The sequence below is a fragment of the Saccharomonospora xinjiangensis XJ-54 genome (assembly GCF_000258175.1).
Taxonomy (GTDB): domain Bacteria; phylum Actinomycetota; class Actinomycetes; order Mycobacteriales; family Pseudonocardiaceae; genus Saccharomonospora; species Saccharomonospora xinjiangensis.
Genome location: NZ_JH636049.1, coordinates 2,029,103 through 2,045,958 on the forward strand (window position 1 = coordinate 2,029,103; position 16,856 = coordinate 2,045,958).

Genomic DNA, 16,856 nt, shown 5'->3' on the forward strand with positions numbered 1-16,856 from the left:
CTCCGGGTTCGACGGTACGCCGAGGTGCTAACTGTTGCAAGCAGTCAGCTCGCACTCGATCGGGCGATTTCGCGGCTGAGCACACGCCGCACCCACCGCACCGCATGCTCGACGGAGTCGGCGAGCGACACGGTGGTGGTGTCGTACAGCTCGACCGGCGGCGACATCGACCGCCCCTCGCGGCGCAGCCACTCGTTGAACGCCAGCATCTCCGCGATCCTCGGCTCGTCCCAGCCGCGCCACGCGGGACGGCCCCGCAGCCGCCGGGCCAGTACGCCGGAGTCCGCGACGAGCGCGAGGTAGTGGATTCCGGAGAAGAAGACCCGCTCAGGCAACGGCTCGAACTCGGCGGGCACGACGGTCCCGCAGAGCACAACCGGCCTACCACTCTGATGGATCATGGCCGCCATTCGCAGCCACGTCGAACGGAAGGCGGGATGGCCGTCCACGTCGTCGCGCAACGCCCCCGTCCACAGGACGTCCTGCTCCAGCACCACGACCTCGCCCTGAAGCCGACGCGCGAGCTCGGGCCCCACCGTGGACTTGCCTGCCCCGCTCGGGCCGGTGAGCGCGAGCAGGGGCAGCCGGTGGAAGGCGGCGCGGTGTCCGCACACCGCGCACACCAGCCGCTCCCCCTCGACGACGGGTAGTTCCGCCCTGTCACCACAGCCGGGGCAGATCTTGAGATCCAGCACGCCCGGCGTCAGTCAAACAGGCTTTCCAGGAAGCTCTTCCTGCGCCGATGTCCGTAGGGGCGGGGCGAGTCGTGGTATCCGCCACCGTGGTACGGACGCGGCGAATCCGCGTAGTGGCCGGGGTGGCCGCCGTGATACGGGCGGGGCGAGTCGCCATAGTGAGCGCCGTGAGCGCCGTGAGCGCCGTGAGCGCCGTAGTGCTGCGTCGGCGGCGGCGTGTGGGCCACTGGCGGGGGCGGGGGCTGCGACGCGGGAGTGTAGGGCGGCGGCGGGGCGGACCCGTAGAACGAGGTCTCCGCGCGCACGATCTGTTCGAGTTCACCCCGATCCAGGAAAATGCCCCGGCAGCCACTGCACTGCTCGATGTGGATGCCGTTCTTGTCCAACGTCGTCATCACGTTCTGGCACTTGGGACAATTCACGGATCACAGCCTACGCACAAACCGCTCCGCAGCGGCAAACCCGTGTCCGCACTTCCCGCACGAGTGTTGGCACCTCCCGCACCCGTGTCCGCACCGCGAGGTGCAAACACCCGTGCACAGACTGCGGACACGACACCCTGCGTCTCGTGTCCGCACTTCCCGCACGCGTGTCCGCACTTCTCGCACGTGAATTGGCACTTCCCGCACACGAGAAGTGCGGGCACCTGCGCACAGGCTGCGGACACGCGAGCCACTCCACCACCTAGCCGGACCTAGCCGGACCTAGCCGTCGATCCGGCACAGGCAGAACGGGTGACCGGCCGGGTCGGCGTAGACCGCGAAGTCCCTCGGCGGGTCCTGCAACAACGTGGCGCCGAGTTCCAGCGCCCTGCGGTGGTAGGTCTCGACGTCCGTCACGTCGAGGTCGAGGTGCAGCATCTGCGGCCGTTCACGGGACGGCCACGTCGGCGGCTGGAAATCGGGATCGCGCTGGAATGCGAGATGCACACCACCCTCCGGATTCCGGAGCGTCACCCACCGGCCCTCATCCCTGGGCTCGTCCGCCTGCCAGCCGAGCAGCTCACCGTAGAAGCGAGCCAGCACGGCCGGATCCGGACAGTCCAGCACCACACAGCTCAACCTGATCGACGGGCTCATCACAACCTCCTAGTAACCGGCTAAAGCAGTATGAGGGTTATGCAATGAGCAGGCAAGGACCCTAGACTGGCGACGTGACCGCCGACGTTGTGCTGGTGCTCGACTTCCTCAACACCCTGGACGTCGAGGCGGGTGCGGACGTGCTCGACACCGAGGAGGGCTGGTGGGGCTGGGCCATCGCACGGGGTCTTGCGGCTGATCCGCTGTCCGACGCCGTGCGGGCCCGCGATGCGCTGCGCGCCGCGGCCGGTGATCACGATGCTCACGCATCCCGCTTCCGCGCGCCCGTGGCAGCGGAATCCTCCGCGGACGGCGTCGCGCTCAAAGCGACCACCGCCGTGGCGGCCGTTTTCACCGCCGCCGCGCGGCTCACTCTGCTCGGAGAATGGGACCGCATCAAGATCTGCCCCGCCGACGACTGCCGCTGGGCGTTCCACGATCGGTCCCGCAACCGGTCGCGCACGTGGTGCTCGATGCGGGTGTGCGGCAACCGGCAGAAAGCTCGCTCGTTCCGGCAGCGCTCCACACAATCCACCACTCGAACGGAGCAATCCTGTGGATAACCCGGTGGATAACTCGCGAATCTGTGGATAACTTGCGCGTTCACCCGGTCAGCACGACGGCGAGGGCCAGGGCGCAAGGAGTTTCCGCGACCGTCAGAACAACGCTTGCGCCACCGAGTAGATCGCCAGTCCAGCCAGCGCGCCGACCACCGTGCCGTTGATCCGGATGAACTGGAGATCCCGCCCGACCTGAAGCTCGATCTTGCGCGACGTCTCGTCGGCGTCCCAGCGCTCGACCGTGTCGGTGATGATCGTGGTGATCTCCTCGGAGTAATGCGTCACGACGTACGCCGCCGTGCCCTCCACCCAGCCATCCACCTTCGCCGCCAGCGCGGCGTCCGACTGGAGTCGCTCGCCCAGCGACGCCAGGCCGGTGGACACCCGCCTGCGGAGTTCGCTCGAAGGGTCTTCGGCCGCGGTCAGCAGCATCTCCTTCGCCGTCGTCCACGCCGAGTCGATCACCTTGCGCACCTCAGGGTGCTCCACCAGTTGCTGCTTGACGGCCTCCGCCCGTGCCATCGTGTCCGGGTCCTTCTCCAGATCCCCCGCGAACTCCACGAGGAAGCGGTCCAGCGCGAGCCGCATCGGATGATTGACATCCGTCTTCACCGCCCAGGTGAAGGACAGCACCTCGCCGTAGACCCGGTCGGCGAGCATCGTGTCAACGAACCTCGGCGACCACGACGGCGCGCGGTCCGAAACCACCCTCAACACCGTGTCGTGGTTGTCGCGAACCCACTCATAGACCCGATCCACCACCAGGTCAACCAGCCGGTAGTGCGCGCCGTCGGCGAGCACCTGCCGTAGCAACTTACCGAGCGGCGGACCCCACTGGCGGTCGAGAACCCGTTTGACGACGGCCTGTTCCATGACGGCCTGCACGTCCTCGTCGCGGAGCACCGTCACGACACCGCGCACGACGGTGGCCAGTTCGGCCGTCACCCTGTCCGCGTTATCCCGCGTGGACAGCCATTCGCCGGCCCGCCTCGACGTCTCCACCCTGCGGAGCTTGTCGCGCACCACGGGCTCGGAGAGGAAGTTCGTGCCCACGAAGTCGCCGAGGCTGCCGCCGAGCACGTCCTTCTTGTTCGGGATGATCGCGGTGTGCGGGATCTTCAGGCCGAGCGGATACCGGAACAACGCCGTCACCGCGAACCAGTCGGCGAGCGCACCCACCATGCCTGCCTCCGCCGCCGCCCTGACGTAGCCGACCCAGGCTGGCCAGCCCTCCGCCTGCGCCCAACTGGTCAGCAGGAAGATCACCGTCGCGCCAAGCAGAAAGCTCAGTGCGACGAGCTTCATCCTGCGAAGGCCCCGCCGTTTACTCTCCTCCCGCTCCAGCGCGCCGGGCGGGCCGATCGGAACGGCGGTGGACCTTGGTTGCTCCATACCGCGATTGTCCGTGAGGATGGGCCATCGTGCGTGAACCTGTACTCGTCGAACGCCTGAGGCCGTTCGCTTCCACGATCTTCGCCGAGATGACCGCGCTCGCCAACCGGGCCTCGGCTGTCAACCTCGGCCAGGGCTTCCCCGACACCGACGGCCCCGACGGCATGCTCCAGGCTGCGCGGAACGCACTGTTCGGCGGCGCCAACCAGTACCCGCCTGGCCCGGGAACGCCCGAGCTGCGCGAAGCGATCTCCGAGCACCGGCTGCGCTACGGCACCGAGTACGACCCCGACGGCGAGATCCTCGTCACGACGGGAGCCACCGAAGCCATCGCGGCGAGCCTGCTCGCGCTCACGGGCCCCGGCGACGAAGTGATCGTCATCGAGCCGTACTACGACTCCTACGCGGCGGCGGTGGCGATGTCTGGCGCCACTCGGCGAGTGGTGTCGCTGGTACCGGACGGTGACCGTTTCGCTCTCGATCTCGAGGCCGTTCGCGCCGCCGTCACCCCGAAAACCAGGGTGATTCTGGTGAACTCCCCGCACAATCCCACGGGCACGGTGTTCACGAAGACCGAACTCGCCGCGCTCGCCGAGTTGTGCGTCGAGCACGATTTGCTCGCCATCACCGACGAGGTCTACGAACATCTGGTCTTCGACGGCGTCCAGCACCTCCCACTCGCCGCATTTCCCGGTATGCCGGAGCGCACTGTGTCCATCTCGAGTGCTGGCAAGACGTTCAACTGCACGGGGTGGAAGATCGGCTGGGTTTGCGCGGAGAGGCAACTCACCTCCGCGGTGCGTGCGGCGAAACAGTTCCTCACGTTCGTCTCAGGGGGGCCATTTCAGCCCGCCGTCGCCCACGCATTGCGGCACGAACTGCCCTGGGTGGAATCGCTCAGGCAGTCACTCCAGGCGAGGCGCGATCGGCTGTGTGCGGGACTGGCCGACGCCGGCTTCGCCGTAAGGCCTGGCGCGGGAACGTATTTCGTGTGTGCCGACGTTCGGCCGCTGGGATTCACCAATGCGGAGGAACTCGCCTGGCGTCTACCAGAGGCGATTGGGGTCGCGGCAGTACCCGTCAGTGTGTTCACCGACCACCCGGAAGAGTGGCAACACCTGCTCCGTTTTGCTTTCTGTAAACGCGAGGAGGTGCTCGACGAAGCGATTGAGCGGTTGCGTACCTTGTGATGGGTTGCGCCGTCCGGGGCAGATCGCACACCGACGGGGTGAAACAGACGGCCGCAATGCTAAGAATGGCACGCACAGGGGTAGCCGGGCCCCGCTCACTCGACGATCCGGCGGCACTGAAACGGCAACGAACGAGGCATGGCAGGTGGTGGTAGAGGTGGGAGCTACGGGCTCTCCGGCGACCTCCTCTGCGTACGCCCGCCTCGCGGCCGAGCGGATCTCGCCACTCCACCGCGTCCTGCTCGTCGTCGCTCTCGCGTTCGGTGGCTGGCTCTTCTCAGCGCTCATCGCCGGAACCGCGACCGCAGACGAGGAACCACCCGCTGTCGAGAACGCGCGCGAGATGTGGGACTGCTCCGAAGCGAGCGGCGCCGTCGGCAGCGAGCGGCCGATGCTTGGGAAATCGCACGCGGCGCCCGGCCCCGGCTTCTGCCCGACGTCATCCGGCGCGAGCCCGCACGGCACCGGTGAGTCGCAGACCACCAGCTCGCCGGAGCACGCGGGTTCGCCGGAGCACACCGTTCCGACCGAGCACGAGGACTCCGAAGGCCCTGTCCCGGATTCCGGCACCGACTCCGCCGACCCCACCGACCCCACCGACTCCCACGACGCCGAGAACACCGAGTGCTCCAGGGGTTCGGGGAGCAACCGGGACGGCAGTACCGACAGCACCGACAGCACCGACAGCGTCAGCAACACCGGTGGCACGGAGCCAACGGACGGCACAGGGGACACCGGCAGCACCGACCGGACCTCCGACGTGCCCGGCGAGGACGCCGCCACAGCTCCCGAGAAGCCGGTGGCAGCACCGGAAGCGGGTCTGCTCGAACCCGTCGAGCCGCTGCTCGATGCGACCACGAACAGGCTGCTGTCCACCACGTCCGGCCTCCTCGACAACACACGCAGCCTCACCGGGCTGCTGTTCGATGCGCTGCCCGAGGTCACCGGCCCGATCGGCGACACGATCGAGGACGTCGTCGATGCGCCCGGCACTCTTCCCGGCGATGACTCGCCGCTGGACCTGCTTCCCGGCATCACCATCCCCCGGCTTCCCATCGGAATCGGTGAGCTTCTTCCGGTGAACCCCGGCGAGCGTCCCGCGCTGCCGGATGGCGATGCCCGAGTCGGGCCTGTCGCCTCGCCGGGGACGTCGCCGGAGACGTCGGAGACGTCGGAAACGCGGAAGCCGAAAGAAGAGCACACCGCCCTCCTCGCCGCGGGCGAGACCGAACCGGTGTGGGACACCTCCCACGGTTCCGGCTGGACGACCCAGGACATCGACAACGACACCGAGGCGAAGGGCCGCGGTTCGTCACGTCCGTTCGGACCGGTCGCGCCGTCGCCGTCGGCTCCGGCTTCCTTCGCGACTCCGTCCAGCGCCGGGGCTTCCTCACAGGACAACTCGCACCACCCGCATCGGGGCGAGCACGGAATCCTCAGTGACGTCCCCACGGTGACGCAACTCCGCCTGCTCGGTAACAGTCGCGATCACGACGTCGTGGGCGCGGGCAGAGCCGCCGCGTTACCGACGACATCTCCTGACTGACGACACCTCCCCGGTAGCCGGTCCCCGCATGCGCGGGTCCCACCGGCGACGGTCATGTCCCTCGACTGTCGTTTACCGAGAGGTTGTCTCGTGTATTCCACTCTTCCCGCCCGGCCGACCGCGCCTGGCCGTGACGGGTCATGGCCTCGATCCCACAGTGCCCCAGTGGTGATGAGGCCCACCGGGTGTGTGTCGGCGGCTTCCACCCACCGCGCCGGGCGGAAGCCCCGCACCGATACGCACCTGAGCCGATGGGTCTTCCCGGCATGGCGAGGGGCGATGCCGGGAAAGACCTTCGGCGCCCGTGCCCTACCCAGGGCACGGTGACGAGCTGGTGCGCCGGATGCACACCGTCCTTTTCCCTGGAGTGACGGCTATGCCTGGCATCCGGCGCACCGGCTCCTCCTTGTGTCGCACCCCACGCCCGTGCCGCCCAATGGACCGGTGAATTGGCTCTGTCCAGCGGGAGGGCTCGCTCGTCATAGTGGCGGGGTGGCTTCGGTGAAGACCTCCGTCGAACTCAGCCCCGTGCCTGTCACGACGGCTCCCGCTCTGCGACTGACCCAGCTCTTCGTCGGTTTGGTGTGCTTCGGCACCAGCATGGCGATGATGACCCGCTCGGGACTGGGGTTGAATCCGTGGGACGTGTTGCATGAGGGCGTGGCCGACCGCACCGCCCTCAGTTTCGGTACCGTCACCGCACTGACGGCGGTTGCCGTGCTGGCGCTGTGGATTCCCCTGCGGCAGAGGCCGGGCGTCGGCACCGTGGCGAACGTCGCCGTCATCGCCGTGGTCGTGGACCTGGTGAGATGGGTGCTTCCCGACGCGCATCACCTGGCGTGGCAGGTGGGGTTGCTGCTCGGTGGCATCGTGCTGAACGGCTTCGCGACGGCCGTCTATGTCGGGGCGCGCCTCGGGCCGGGACCACGGGACGGGCTCATGACCGGGCTGTCGGCACGCACGAACTGGTCTGTGCGGCTGGTGCGCACGGCCATCGAGGTCGTGGTGCTCGCGGTGGGATGGCTGCTCGGCGGCACCGTCGGCGTGGGCACAGTGCTGTTCGCGCTGGCCATCGGCCCGCTGACACAGCTGTTCCTGCCGTATGTCACGTGGTCGCCGAAGCGTGCGTGAGGATCGCCGTCAGGTGGCTCCCAGGTGCCTGCGAACGGCGCTGCGGGTAACGCCCGCGTCCGCGAGCACGTCTGCCACCGGACCCTGAACCCCCAGCACGGCCAGCAGAACGTGGTCCACGGTGATCCGCTTCTCGCCGAGTTCCTTCGCCTCCTCCAGTGAGCGAAGCAGCACACGCCGCGCCGCGTCGGAAAAAGGCAGGTGGCCGCCGAAGAAGCCTCGACGACGGGACCCTGAGGACTCGCCGCTGTCCTTGCTCAGCCGGTCAAGCATGTCCTCAACATCGATTCCTATGGCGGCCAGCGCCTCGACCTCTGCATCGCTGACGCCTCCTCGCCTGCGCATCGTGTCGAGTTCCGCCTCGACCTCATCGGGTTCCACCCCGTTCTCGGCGAGCACGCGATTCAACGCGCCGACGGGCTGCCGCAGGAGCGCAGAAGTCAGGTGGCTCGAATCGACGTGTGTGCAGCTCTTCTCCACGGCGATGGCCTGCGATCCCACGACAACGGCCTTCACCGCCCGGTCGAACCTTTCGAACATCAGCGCCTCCCATGCTTCTTGTGGACCGCTTGCTTGCTCACACCCAACGCGTCGGCGATCTCCTGCCAGGACCATCCCTGTGCCCGCGCGCTGCGCACCTGGATCGCTTCGAGTTGCTCGAGCAGGCGCCGCAGCGCCGCCACGGCACGGAGCCCGGTCTTCGGGTCACGATCGCCCGCTCGCGCGGCGAGTTCTGTTGCCTCGACCATGCTGTCAACATAGGTTGACACGCGGATTGTGTCAACTAGAGTTGACGTCGGCTACCGTCAACTCGTGCCCCGCATCGACCTCGCAGAGCGACCCGGCGTCGGCATCGACGGCCTGCCTCGCCCGACCGAGGACCGGATCGTCATCACCGCCGACACGGCGGTCGTTCTGGACGGCGCCACTGAACTCCGCCGAGGACTACCGAGCGGAGGCTGGTACTCGCGCCTGCTCGCCGAGAAGATCGAGGATCGGCTACGGACTGATCCTTCGGAAGACCTCGGCGTGCTGCTGGCCGAGTCGATCAGCGGTGTCGCGGGCGAACAGGGCCTCACCCCGCGCCACGCGCCGTCGAGCACGGTGGCGATGCTGCGCTGGAACGCCGACCACGTCGAGGCGCTCGTGCTCGCCGACAGCCCTGTCGTCGCCTTCACGGAGGAGGGACCGGATGTGGTGCACGACGACAGGCTCGACAAGCTCCGCGCAGCGGGCGCGCTGCGCTCGCGGAGCGAGGTGGACCGGCTACGCAACAGCGAGGGAGGCTTCTGGGTGGCCGAAGCCGTGCCGGAGGCGGCTTCGCGGGCTCTGCGCCGCCGCTGGCCCCGCGACACCGTCGAAGCGGCGGTGCTCGCCACGGATGGCGTTTCGGTCGGTGTTGACACCTATGGCGTGCTCGATTGGCCGTCCTTGCTGCGGCTCAGCCGCACCGAGGGCGCTGAAGCGGTACTCGACGCGGTAAGGAGGGCGGAGGCAGAAGACTCCGAATGCCGCCGCTGGCCGCGTTCGAAACGACACGACGATCAGGCACTCGTCCTGATCGACTTCAGCGACGACCAGGGGACAATCAGGGACGATCCCTGAGGACAACGCCCCGAGCGGCGAGAAAACTCGCTGTTATGGGGCGACTGGGCGCAAAGGGGATACCGGACACGGTTCCAGCGGGAACCGTCGAATTCAACTCCGCTCGGGTACGTACGTGGACCTTCGCGGCCACCGCCGCGCTGGGGTGGGCGCTCTTCACGTTGACCGTCCTGCACCTCGTCAGCTCGTTCGACCCGATCACCGACCCGGTCAGCCGCTACGCCTTCACCGACAGCGGCAAGGGGATGTTGGAGGCCAGCCTGCTGTCCTTCGCCGTGGGTGTCGTCGCGGTGCGCGGCGCGCTCCTCGCCTCGGGGCTGCGACTCGGCCGCACCGCGACGATTCTCTTCTTCGCCGCAGCACTGGGGCTGGCCGCTGCCGCGCTCTTTCCCGCAACGTTCACCTCGGACATCGCCCCGGTCAGCGGCCTGATCCACCAGTACGCGAGCCTGGTCGCCTTCCTCGCCGTTCCCGGTGTCGCGCTGTGCGTACTCGACCAGCTTCGCGACACCGATGAATCGTCGCGTGGCACGCGGCGCGTGCTGGTGTGGTTCACATCGGCGGCGATCGGCCTGCTCATCCTCTTCGGGGCGAGCTACCTCGCAGGCAAGATGGCGCTCGCAGCGTCGTCGTTGTCGTCGTTGCCCGCACTGATCGGCTCGCTGCCGGAGGCTGCGCTCCAACGCCTGGTGTTCGTCGTGGACTTCGCCCTGCTCGCCACCTTGCTGACCCTCGCGAACCGGACCGCGATCTCGCGGGCGGGCCGCGGGTAACCCGATCGACGGACCCGTGTCGCCCGTCCGCTCGTATCCGATTCGCGACCACCCGCTCACAGCGGGCAGCATGGCCCTGTGGGCTTCACCGACGTCGCGACCTGCGCCTTTCCGGAGTCGGCTGTTCCCGGGAGAACCCGGCAACAGCCCGACGCCGTGGCTGTTCTGCGGCGATCAGTTGAGCTGATCCTCGATGCTCGGACTCAGCCTGGGGTCCCTGCCCTGCTGGCCCGGAACGGGCGTCACGACAGGGCCGCGCTGCAGTTGGATGTTCGTGCTGGTGGTGGTGGCCGGACTCGGCCTCGGACGCGCGAAGCGTTCCTCGGTGGCACGGGCGTCGTGCATCTGGGACATGACAGCCATCGTCACCGCATGCACGAGAGCCAGCAGCAACAACAGGATGCCGAGGTTGCCGACGATCGCGCGAAGGTTGTGCCCACCGAAATCGAAGTTCAACACCGAGAGCAGAGCCAGGAAACCGAACATGACGAGGTGGAACAGAACGGTGACGAGTTTGGCCATCGAGTGGACCGAGTCACCCTCTGAATCCACATCGGACAGATAGCGCTTTCCACTGCGGTAGAGCACCTGACCGTCCGACACGATCATGATCAGACCCAGGCCGATGAACGCGAGGTAAGCGTCGGTACCCACGTCAGCCTCCTTTCCGTGACCGGCGAGTCACCTCACCGCTCGTACCCAGTCACCTGCTGCGGGAAACCAAACGTGTAACGCCGCCACCCAGCGGGTATGCCTCGCCCACGGCGCGAAAGCCGCCACCCGAAGGCCCCACCCGACCCCGCCGGCCACTGAGGACGAGAGCCCGAAGACGAATCAGGAGAATTCCGTGAAAACGACTCATTCGACGGCTCCCAGCCAGAATCCGCGGCCCGTGCTGCCGTACACCGAGGAGCCCGACCCGGAGCAACGCCGCCGAGCCGTCCGCGCGGTCGCCTCGGCTGCTCTCGACGCCGAGGACTGCGCCGAACTGCTCGACGCACTCGGGCTGGCGCCCGAGGAGGGCCGGTCGGTCCCCACCCAGCGCACTCGATGACCCGCCGCGCCGGCGTTCTCGACACGGCCAGGTTCGCCGGTGAGGTGGTGGGACCCACACTCGCGGGCGGCGTGCTCAAGCGCAGGCCGAAGATCATGGCGCTCATCGACCGCCTCCAACTCGACAAGGTGGCGGTGAGCGCGCTGCGGCGGCTGCGGGCCCGGTACGGCTCCGGGCCCGTTCTTCTGCGGTTGCCGGGACGCAGGGTGGCTGTGTTGCTCGAAGAGGGCCAGGTGGCCCGCGTTCTCTCCGGCACTCCCTCTCCGTTCAGTCCCGCCGCGTGGGAGAAACGCATGGCCCTCGGGCACTTTCAGCCCCACGCCGTGCTCGCGACGCCGATGCCGCTACGAAAGCCGCGTCGCCGATACAACGAAACGGTCCTGGAGACCTCCCGCGAGGAGCATTCCCTTGCCACGCACATCCGCGCCGTCGTCAAAGAGGAGGCAGCGGACCTGCTCGGTGATCTCCGCGAGCTCGGCTGGAGCCGGTTCGAGCAGTCGTGGTGGCGCGTAGTGCGAAGGATCGTGCTCGGCGACGGCGCCAGGGACGACACCGAACTCACCGACACACTCGCGGCCCTTCGCCTTCGAGGCAACTGGGCTTTCCTCCTGCCCAAGGCCCAGCGGCGCAGCGACCGTTTCCGTGAACGTCTCGACGCTCACCTCACCAGGGCCGAGCCGGGCAGCCTCGCGGCCGTGATCTCGCGGCTGCCCTCGGACGAGGAGATCGATCCACACGGCCAGGTTCCGCATTGGCTGTTCGCGTTCGACGCGGCCGGCATGGTGACACTTCGAACGCTCGCGCTGCTGGCGATCCACCCCGAGCGGGCGGAAGCGGCGCGCGACGACATCGCGAGCGGCGATCCCACCCTGCCGTTCCTCAGGGCGTGCGTGCTGGACACCGTGCGACTGTGGCCGACAACGCCGATCGTGCTGCGCGAAAGCACCACGGCCACGTCCTGGGACGGCACTCAGCTTGCGCCCAACACACTGTTCGTGGTGTTCGCGCCCTTCTTCCATCGCGATCCTGACCGTGTCGCGTTCGCGGACAGGTTCGCGCCCGAGGCGTGGCTCGACGGACGTGCGACGAACGTCCCAGCATTGATCCCGTTCAGCGACGGCCCTGGCCGGTGCCCTGGCGAGAACCTGGTGCTGCTGGTCACGAGCACGCTGCTGGCGGAACTACTCGGTGCGGGCGACTTCACGCTACTCGCGCCGAGGACACTCCGTTCGCGCACGCACGCGCACGACCGTTTACCGGCGACCCTGGACAACTTCGCGCTGCGGTTCGCCGTCACCGCTCACGAGGCTCGCCCAAGTTCCTCGTAGCGCTCGGCCTGGCAGCCGCAGCCACCTTCGACATCGTCGCACCGGATGATCAGGGTGTGCCGCAGGAGCTGCACGTCGGTGCACTCCGCGTCGGTGCACTCCGCGTCGGTGCACTCCGCGTCGATGTGCAGCACCACCGTGCCGTGGCAGTGGTCGAGACCCGTCCGGCAGCTCATGCACCTCATGCCGCCTTTGGTACCACTCGGCCGTCGCGCCATCGCGGGCGACACGCCCACAACGAGGCCGGGGATACGGACTTGGCGCGGTCGAGCCTTCTTGACCACAGCCGACCGAACGGTAACGTTTCCTTAGAGCGACAACGACGTTCCGTAACGCGGAAAGCAGGTGGCGCTGCATGGGCAACGCGACGTTGCGTTCAGCTCTGGCCGCCGCGGTCGGCGAGAGCAACGTGATCTCCGACCCGGTGGGTCTGCGCAGTTACGAGTGTGACGGGCTCACCGGCTTCCGCGTGGTCCCCGACCTTGTCGTGCTTCCCGTCGATACCGCAGGGGTGGCCGCAGCCGTGCGGGCGTGCCACGAGCACGGTGTTCCGTTCGTGGCACGAGGAGCGGGAACGGGACTGTCCGGTGGCGCTCTTCCCGTCGCCGACGGCGTGGTGATCTCCCTCCAACGGCTGCGCGACGTGGTGGAGATCGACCCGATCGACCGGCGCGCCACCCTGCAACCAGGCGTGACAAACCTCGACATCACCAAGGCCGCGGCACCGCACGGGCTGTACTTCGCGCCGGACCCTTCGAGCCAGCAGGTCTGCACGATCGGCGGCAACGTGGCCGAGAACTCCGGTGGCGCACACTGCCTCAAGTACGGCTTCACCACCAACCACGTACTCTCGATGACCATCGTGCTGCCCGACGGCGAGGTGGTCACCCTCGGCGGCGACACGAACGAACAACTCGGACCCGACCTGCGCGGCGTGTTCATCGGCTCCGAAGGCACGCTCGGCATCGTCTGCGAGGTCACGGTGCGGCTGCTTCCAGTGCCGGAGACCGTGCGTACGCTGCTCGCCGACTTCGACTCCGTCCGCGAGGCCGGTGAGGTGGTCAGCGACATCGTGGCCGCGGGCATCGTGCCCGCCGCAGTGGAGATGATGGACAACCTCGCCATCCAGGCCGCGGAACGGGCCGTCAACGCGGGATACACGCTGAGCACCGCTGCGGCACTCGTCGTGGAACTGGACGGACCGGCCGGCGAGTGTGCCGCGCAGTTCGAGCAGGTGCGGCAGATCTGCGAGCGGCACAACTGCACTCGGCTGCACATCGCGGGCAACACAGCCGAGCGCGCCAGAATCTGGAAGGGCCGCAAAGCGGCCTTCGCCGCGATGGGCCGCATCAGCCCCGACTACTTCGTGCAGGACGGCGTCGTGCCCCGCACGCGCCTCGCCGAGGTGCTCGGCCGCATCGAGGACATGGGCCGCGCGGAAGGGCTGCGGGTGGCCAACGTCTTCCACGCAGGCGACGGGAACCTGCATCCGCTCGTCCTCTACAACGCCGAGGAAGGTGAGCAGGACAGGGCCGAGGAGTTGTCCAAGCGGATCGCGGAACTCTGCGTCGAGTTGGGCGGCTCGCTGTCGGGCGAACACGGCATCGGCACCGACAAGGCATGTTCGATGCCGCGCATGTTCGGCACCGACGACCTGACCACGATGGACAGGGTGCGTTCCGCATTCGACCCGCGACGGCTGTGCAACCCGGGCAAACTGCTGCCGACGCCGAGGCTGTGCGGCGAGGCCCCCGGCCCCTACCGCCCACACCCGCTGGAGCAGGCTGGAGTGATCGAACGGCTATGACCCCGACCGCACCGACCGTCCTCGCACCCACCGACCTCGGCGAAGCACACGCGGCACTCGCCGAGGCGCGGGGTGAGATCGACATCCGGGGAGCGGCGACGGCGTCGGGCTGGGCCGACGCCCCGCGCCCCGTCGCCACCGTCCTCGACACGACGCGGATGACGGGGATCCTCGCCTACAACCCGGCCGACATGACCGTGTCGGTGAGGGCGGGAACGCCGCTGCGTGACCTCGCCGACGAACTCGCCGCCCACGGGCAACGCGTCGCGTTCGACGCGGCAAGGGTGCGGCGCGGTGCCACGGTGGGCGGCCTCGTCGCGACGGCCGACTCCGGACCGCTGTCCCTCGCCTACGGTTCCCTTCGCGACCTCGTGATCGGCGCGACGCTCGTGCTCGCCGACGGCACGGTGGCCCGCACGGGAGGTCACGTCATCAAGAACGTCGCGGGCTACGACCTGGCGAAACTCGTTCACGGCTCCTACGGGGTGTTCGGTCTGATCGCCGAGGTGGTGCTTCGACTGCATCCGATACCCGCGACCACCCGCACCGTGCGCGTCGATGCCCCGCTGCGGGACGCGGCAGGGCACGTCGTGTCGTTGCTGCGCGGGCACAGCGAGCCGGTGGCGCTGGAATGGCTGGACGGGATGTTGCTCGTGCGAGTGGAAGGCACACCAGAGGGCACGGGCGCACGAGCGCGTCAGCTCGCGAACGACCTGAAGGGGACGGTGCTCGACGAGGACACCGCCGCTGCACTGTGGAAGCGCCACGACGAGTCGGTGCGGGCGGCGAACGTCCGGATCGGGGTGCGGCCGAGCAGGCTTCCCGCCGTGCTCGAAGCATGCGGCACGCCCGGTCCCGAGGGCGCCGGAGCGGCCGTCGGACTCGGCACGGGAGTGGCGACGCTGTCCGTTCCCGGCTCGGGAATCGAGGCGGTGCACGACGCCGTGACGGCGGTCGGCGGAACATCCGTGGTTCGGCGCGCCGTGGCCCCCGGCGTGCGCGCCTGGGGCCAGATTCCCTCCGCCGTGCGGGTGCTGCGAGCTGTGAAGGACGAACTCGATCCGAGCGGCCGACTGTGTCCCGGCCGCCTCGGGTCGTGGTTGGACGGGGAGGCGACAGCATGACCGAGCTTTTCGGACAGTCGAGTTTCGACTCGCACGACCCGCCGTCGCGTGAGCTGCTCGACGACTGCGTGCACTGCGGGTTCTGCCTGCCGACGTGTCCCACCTACCAGCTGTGGGGCGAGGAGATGGACTCTCCTCGCGGCCGGATCTACCTGATGGACCTCGCGGAACGCGGCGAGATCGGACTGGAAGGTTCGTTCACCCAGCACATCGACGCGTGCCTCGGCTGCATGGCCTGCGTGACGGCGTGCCCGTCCGGCGTGCAGTACGACCGGCTGTTGGAGGCCACGCGGCCGCAGATCGAGCGCAACGTCGAGCGCCGGACTTCCGACCGGCTGTTCCGCGACGCGATCTTCGCGCTGTTCCCCTACCGGCGCAGGCTGCGCGCCGCGGCGGTGTTCGGGCTGGCATACCAGAGGTCGGGTTTGCCGAAACTCGTCGAACACCTCCTCCCGCCCCGGTTGCGGGCGGCACAGGCACTGCTCCCCCCCGTGCGGCTGCGTTCGGCGTTCGCCACCCTGCCCCGGCGGGTCAAGCCGAAAGAACCGGCGCGGCGCCGGGTCGCCATGCTCACCGGTTGCGTGCAGGACGTGTTCTTCCACGAGGTCAACGCCGCCACGCAACGCGTGCTCGCGGCCGAGGGATGCGAGGTTCTCACGCCGAGGCAGCAGGGCTGCTGCGGCGCGCTGGGGCTGCACGCGGGCCGCGAGGAACATGCCGTTGACCGTGCGAAGCGCACCATCGCCACGTTCGAGAAACTGCCGGTGGACGCGATCGTCGTCAATGTGGCCGGGTGCGGGTCGTCGATGAAGGAGTACGCACACCTGCTTGCCGACGACCCCGAGTGGGGCGACCGCGCACGGGAGTTCAGCGCCAAGGTGCGCGACGTCAGCGAGCTGCTCGCTGAGCTGGAACCGCGCGCGCCGAGGCGGCGAATGGAGGCCAGAGTCGCCTACCACGACGCCTGCCACCTCGGCCACGCACAGGGCGTGCGCGAGCAGCCGAGGGCGGTGCTGCGCACCATTCCCGGGGTAGAGGTGGTGGATCTGCCGGATGCCGAACTGTGCTGCGGTTCAGCAGGCATCTACAACCTCGTCCAGCCGGACGCAGCCGCCGAACTCGGTGAACGTAAGGCAGGCAACGTCCGCGCCGTCGCGCCCGACCTGCTGGTGACGGCTAACCCCGGCTGCCTGTTGCAGATCCGCCGGTACCTCGGCGACGCCATCCCGCTGCTGCACCCCGTCCAACTGCTGGACCGGTCGATCAACGGAACCGAGGGGTAAACGGATGTAGCAGGGTAAGCGGAGCTGGGACCAGCCGTCACCCACCCGCACCCGTGTCCGCACTTCCCGCACCCGTGTCCGCACTTCCCGCACCCGTGTCCGCACTTCCCGCACCCGTGTCCGCACTTCCCGCACCCGTGTCCGCACTTCCCGCACCCGTGTCCGCAGCCTCCGGCGCGGACACGTACCAGAAATGCAGGCGCCTGTCCCTCAGGTGCGGACACGAACCCGGCCTTCCTGCCTGAAATCGGCGCGCGAAGGGAGACCAGCCCGCCTCACCGGGCTAGCC

Annotated in this window: 19 protein-coding genes; 11 read left to right on the top strand and 8 right to left on the bottom strand. The window is 68.5% G+C overall.

Annotated elements, in window-relative coordinates; all coding sequences use genetic code 11:
• Positions 1-44: 44 nt before the first annotated feature.
• The 3 genes from SACXIDRAFT_RS08725 to SACXIDRAFT_RS08735 all read right to left on the bottom strand — a co-directional run bounded on the left by SACXIDRAFT_RS08725 (position 45) and on the right by SACXIDRAFT_RS08735 (position 1,774).
• Positions 45-695, bottom strand: coding sequence for an AAA family ATPase (locus SACXIDRAFT_RS08725; RefSeq protein WP_006238182.1), 651 nt, complete (start codon positions 693-695; stop codon positions 45-47).
• 8 nt (positions 696-703) lie between these two features.
• On the bottom strand, positions 704-1,117 hold the full coding sequence (locus SACXIDRAFT_RS08730) for a TFIIB-type zinc ribbon-containing protein (protein ID WP_006238183.1): 414 nt from the start codon (positions 1,115-1,117) through the stop codon (positions 704-706).
• 282 nt (positions 1,118-1,399) lie between these two features.
• Positions 1,400-1,774, bottom strand: a complete 375-nt coding sequence (locus SACXIDRAFT_RS08735; protein ID WP_006238184.1) for a VOC family protein — start codon at positions 1,772-1,774, stop codon at positions 1,400-1,402.
• 74 nt (positions 1,775-1,848) lie between these two features.
• On the opposite strand from SACXIDRAFT_RS08735, the gene SACXIDRAFT_RS08740 reads away from it, so the two are divergent.
• On the top strand, positions 1,849-2,337 hold the full coding sequence (locus SACXIDRAFT_RS08740; protein ID WP_006238185.1) for a CGNR zinc finger domain-containing protein: 489 nt from the start codon (positions 1,849-1,851) through the stop codon (positions 2,335-2,337).
• Positions 2,338-2,430: 93 nt separating this feature from the next.
• On the opposite strand, the gene SACXIDRAFT_RS08745 is transcribed toward SACXIDRAFT_RS08740, so the two are convergent.
• Positions 2,431-3,726 (bottom strand): DUF445 domain-containing protein, encoded by a 1,296-nt coding sequence (locus tag SACXIDRAFT_RS08745; protein WP_006238186.1) that lies wholly within the window; start codon positions 3,724-3,726, stop codon positions 2,431-2,433.
• Positions 3,727-3,755: 29 nt separating this feature from the next.
• Between SACXIDRAFT_RS08745 and SACXIDRAFT_RS08750 the strand changes: the two genes are divergently transcribed.
• From SACXIDRAFT_RS08750 to yczE, 3 genes are all read left to right on the top strand, one after another.
• On the top strand, positions 3,756-4,916 hold the full coding sequence (locus SACXIDRAFT_RS08750; RefSeq protein WP_006238187.1) for a pyridoxal phosphate-dependent aminotransferase: 1,161 nt from the start codon (positions 3,756-3,758) through the stop codon (positions 4,914-4,916).
• Positions 4,917-5,061: 145 nt separating this feature from the next.
• Positions 5,062-6,462: a hypothetical protein gene (locus SACXIDRAFT_RS08755; protein WP_157599651.1), complete on the top strand. Its 1,401-nt coding sequence runs from the start codon at positions 5,062-5,064 to the stop codon at positions 6,460-6,462.
• A gap of 501 nt (positions 6,463-6,963) precedes the next feature.
• Positions 6,964-7,593: a membrane protein YczE gene (gene yczE, locus SACXIDRAFT_RS08760; protein ID WP_006238189.1), complete on the top strand. Its 630-nt coding sequence runs from the start codon at positions 6,964-6,966 to the stop codon at positions 7,591-7,593.
• Between the two features lie 9 nt (positions 7,594-7,602).
• Here yczE and SACXIDRAFT_RS08765 read toward each other — a convergent pair whose 3' ends face one another.
• A complete protein-coding gene (locus tag SACXIDRAFT_RS08765) occupies positions 7,603-8,133 on the bottom strand; it encodes a Clp protease N-terminal domain-containing protein (protein WP_006238190.1) in 531 nt (176 codons plus the stop codon).
• The gene (locus SACXIDRAFT_RS08770; RefSeq protein WP_006238191.1) at positions 8,133-8,342 is read right to left on the bottom strand and encodes a helix-turn-helix domain-containing protein; all 210 of its coding nucleotides are present in this window, start codon (positions 8,340-8,342) and stop codon (positions 8,133-8,135) included. Before SACXIDRAFT_RS08770 ends, SACXIDRAFT_RS08765 begins: the two co-directional genes overlap by 1 nt.
• Before the next feature lie 64 nt (positions 8,343-8,406).
• Between SACXIDRAFT_RS08770 and SACXIDRAFT_RS08775 the strand changes: the two genes are divergently transcribed.
• Positions 8,407-9,198 (top strand): hypothetical protein, encoded by a 792-nt coding sequence (locus SACXIDRAFT_RS08775; RefSeq protein ID WP_006238192.1) that lies wholly within the window; start codon positions 8,407-8,409, stop codon positions 9,196-9,198.
• Positions 9,199-9,233: 35 nt separating this feature from the next.
• A complete protein-coding gene (locus SACXIDRAFT_RS08780; protein ID WP_006238193.1) occupies positions 9,234-9,971 on the top strand; it encodes a DUF998 domain-containing protein in 738 nt (245 codons plus the stop codon).
• A gap of 174 nt (positions 9,972-10,145) precedes the next feature.
• Here SACXIDRAFT_RS08780 and SACXIDRAFT_RS08785 read toward each other — a convergent pair whose 3' ends face one another.
• The gene (locus SACXIDRAFT_RS08785; RefSeq protein ID WP_006238194.1) at positions 10,146-10,625 is read right to left on the bottom strand and encodes a hypothetical protein; all 480 of its coding nucleotides are present in this window, start codon (positions 10,623-10,625) and stop codon (positions 10,146-10,148) included.
• A gap of 193 nt (positions 10,626-10,818) precedes the next feature.
• Between SACXIDRAFT_RS08785 and SACXIDRAFT_RS08790 the strand changes: the two genes are divergently transcribed.
• Positions 10,819-11,025, top strand: coding sequence for a hypothetical protein (locus tag SACXIDRAFT_RS08790; RefSeq protein WP_006238195.1), 207 nt, complete (start codon positions 10,819-10,821; stop codon positions 11,023-11,025).
• Positions 11,022-12,353: a cytochrome P450 gene (locus tag SACXIDRAFT_RS08795; RefSeq protein ID WP_006238196.1), complete on the top strand. Its 1,332-nt coding sequence runs from the start codon at positions 11,022-11,024 to the stop codon at positions 12,351-12,353. The genes SACXIDRAFT_RS08790 and SACXIDRAFT_RS08795 overlap by 4 nt, the downstream gene beginning before the upstream one ends.
• Here the strand turns inward: SACXIDRAFT_RS08795 and SACXIDRAFT_RS08800 are convergent.
• Complete coding sequence (locus SACXIDRAFT_RS08800; RefSeq protein WP_040922098.1) at positions 12,326-12,538, bottom strand: hypothetical protein; 213 nt, start codon at positions 12,536-12,538, stop codon at positions 12,326-12,328. The genes SACXIDRAFT_RS08795 and SACXIDRAFT_RS08800 overlap by 28 nt on opposite strands.
• A 170-nt stretch (positions 12,539-12,708) precedes the next feature.
• Here SACXIDRAFT_RS08800 and SACXIDRAFT_RS08805 point away from each other — a divergent pair, with 170 nt between their 5' ends.
• The 3 genes from SACXIDRAFT_RS08805 to glcF are packed head-to-tail and all read left to right on the top strand — an operon-like array spanning position 12,709 to position 16,567.
• Positions 12,709-14,160, top strand: a complete 1,452-nt coding sequence (locus tag SACXIDRAFT_RS08805) for an FAD-linked oxidase C-terminal domain-containing protein (protein WP_006238198.1) — start codon at positions 12,709-12,711, stop codon at positions 14,158-14,160.
• Positions 14,157-15,284, top strand: a complete 1,128-nt coding sequence (locus SACXIDRAFT_RS08810) for an FAD-binding oxidoreductase (RefSeq protein ID WP_006238199.1) — start codon at positions 14,157-14,159, stop codon at positions 15,282-15,284. The genes SACXIDRAFT_RS08805 and SACXIDRAFT_RS08810 overlap by 4 nt, the downstream gene beginning before the upstream one ends.
• Entirely contained in the window at positions 15,281-16,567 is a 1,287-nt protein-coding gene (gene glcF, locus SACXIDRAFT_RS08815) for a glycolate oxidase subunit GlcF (protein ID WP_006238200.1), read from the top strand. The genes SACXIDRAFT_RS08810 and glcF overlap by 4 nt, the downstream gene beginning before the upstream one ends.
• Positions 16,568-16,856 lie beyond the last annotated feature (289 nt).